2 protein-coding genes are annotated in these 2,435 nt (G+C 38.3%); both read left to right on the top strand.

Annotation, left to right across the window (positions count from 1 at the left end; genetic code table 11):
• Positions 1-188: 188 nt before the first annotated feature.
• The gene (locus tag HRT72_05870; GenBank protein ID NQY67233.1) at positions 189-1,748 is read left to right on the top strand and encodes an IS1182 family transposase; all 1,560 of its coding nucleotides are present in this window, start codon (positions 189-191) and stop codon (positions 1,746-1,748) included.
• Positions 1,749-1,928: 180 nt separating this feature from the next.
• Positions 1,929-2,375: a MaoC family dehydratase N-terminal domain-containing protein gene (locus tag HRT72_05875; GenBank protein ID NQY67234.1), complete on the top strand. Its 447-nt coding sequence runs from the start codon at positions 1,929-1,931 to the stop codon at positions 2,373-2,375.
• The last annotated feature ends 60 nt before the right edge of the window (positions 2,376-2,435 follow it).

Raw genomic sequence — 2,435 nt, forward strand, 5'->3', positions numbered from 1 at the left:
CAAATATAAAATCATGAGTGCCAAACCTGAAAACTTTGAAAATAATTTTAAACCTGTAGTAATAGTTAACAAATCAATGAAGCTAACCGATAACGCATCGGCTGATTGAGGCGTTCAGGCTGTAGAAAAATAGATTAAACCCACGTAATACCTGGCTCATTACTATAAAATGCACTCACCAACCTCTTATGGGCGCATTAATGTCAAATTACCTAGACGATAACCTTAATCAAAGTGTTTTTATTGATATCAATTACTTGGATGTCTTGGGCGAAAATACTTTTGAATATTGCCTTTATACCTTATTAACGCACACTCTCAATTTAGAGGAATTTGAGTCTCGTTATAAAAATAAAAAAGTAGGTCGCAAAGCTTATCCTCCGGCACTTTTATTACGCGTCGTCTTTTATGCTTATTACCGAGGTATTACTTCAAGCCGAGCGATAGAGAGAAACTGCAAAACAGATTTGAAATTTATGGCGCTTGCTGCCGGGAAAACGCCACACTTTACTACCATCGCAGATTTTGTGAGTAGCAATACTGAGGAAATGAAATCCTTATTTCATAAGGTTTTAATGATCTGCTGCAAAAGTGGTTTAGTCGGTAAAGCGCATTTCGCCATTGATGGTTGTAGGCTTCCCTCAGATGCATCTAAACAATGGAGCGGCACCCATAAAGACCTTAAAAAGAAATCAGATAAACTCCGTAACTCTGCGAAAAACATCATTGACCGGCATCTTCTAAACGATGGCGGAACTGATGATGATAATAAGAAGGAAAAACAAACTGTAGAAACGCTTCTAAAAAATGCAGATAAAATTGATGATTTTCTTAACAATAACAAAAAACGTATTGGTAGTGGTAAAAGGAAAACTGAAGTACAAAGTAACATTACCGATAATGAAAGCTGTAAGTCCACTACCTCAAGAGGCACTCTACAAGGGTATAATTGCCAAACAGCGTCTGACGAGCTGCACCAGGTGGTGGTAGCAACAGATTGTTTTGGTATTGGTGCAGACCAATCTTTACTTAAACCCATGATTGAAAGCATTAAAGAAAACTTAGGTGAGGATATTTTTGACAAGGGGCTGTTACTCACCGCTGACACGGGTTATTCCAGCGAAGACAACATGAAGTACCTATATGACGAAGGAATCAACGCTGCTATTCCCGACACCAACTTTCGTCAACGAGATCCGCGTATCTCGAATTCCGAATCAGTAAAGAAACACAAAGCTCACAGACAGAAAACGAGAAAAGACCGAGGTAAAAACACGGCAAAAATTCCTGCTTCTGAATTTAGTTTTAATGAAGCAGCCAAAATATGTGTTTGCCCTAACGGTCACGAAATGATGTATCACGGCGATCATTTTGAAATTAACAGCAAGCGATACCATCGCTTTAAGTCGTATCTTAAAAATTGCCGAGCTTGCCCTATACAAAGCAAGTGTATGAAACACCCTTTAAAAGATCATGGTAGGCAAGCTTCGTTTATTGTTAGCGATGAGAATAACACTAATTATTTAGATCTTATGAAGAAAAGGATAGATAGTGAGCAAGGAAGAAAAGATTATGCGAAACGCATGTGGACTATAGAACCGGTGTTTGGAAATATCACGAGTAATAAAGGAATTAACAAACTCACGTTGCGAGGTAAAGCTAAAGTCACGGCACAATGGACAATCTGTTGTATTATGCATAATATCGAGAAACTATGGCGGTATGGGGATATACCTCAGTATGCGTAGCGCAAGCAGATAAAGTGCTACCTGTAGCGAGAATGTTCAAGACACTATAAATAGCGGCTTAGAGGATTATTTTTAAAGGTTGGCCTCTATGCCATTCAATAAATTAAATTATATTTGGCTGCGGATGACTTGATGTAAATAATCAATTTTCCTACAGCTTGGTTATATTTTCGGAGAAGTATGAGACATTTTGAATTTTATAAAGAAGGCCTATGTGACGAGTTTGCTGGTAGGCATGAAATTACCGAAGAAGAAATAATTGAGTTTGGAACCAGATGGGATCCACAACCATTTCATACTAACCTTGAAGCCGCTAAAACATCACCATTTGGAGGGCTAGTTTCTCCTGCTGTTCATTTATTCTCTATTGCAATAGGTCTGGTAACAAAAGTACCTGAAGAAGATAAGGCCGCCATTGTAAGCGGCCTCGGGTTTGACTCAATACAACTAAAAGCTCCAGCAAGACCAGGAGATACATTAAGAGCTAAAGGTACTGTTGTTGAATCTAGGCCTTCAAAAAGCAAACCAAATATCGGAATTGTAAAGTTTTACAATGAGTTAATTAATCAAAATGAAGAAGTTGTTTTTACATATGAGAGCACAATCTTGGTCGCTAAACAAATATAACAATCAAAGGCTACAGAACCCACAAGGCTTTGCCTTGCGGTTCTGTAGCTTTGGGCGTTA

Source organism: Flavobacteriales bacterium, from assembly GCA_013214975.1.
Classification (GTDB): Bacteria; Bacteroidota; Bacteroidia; order DT-38; family DT-38; genus DT-38.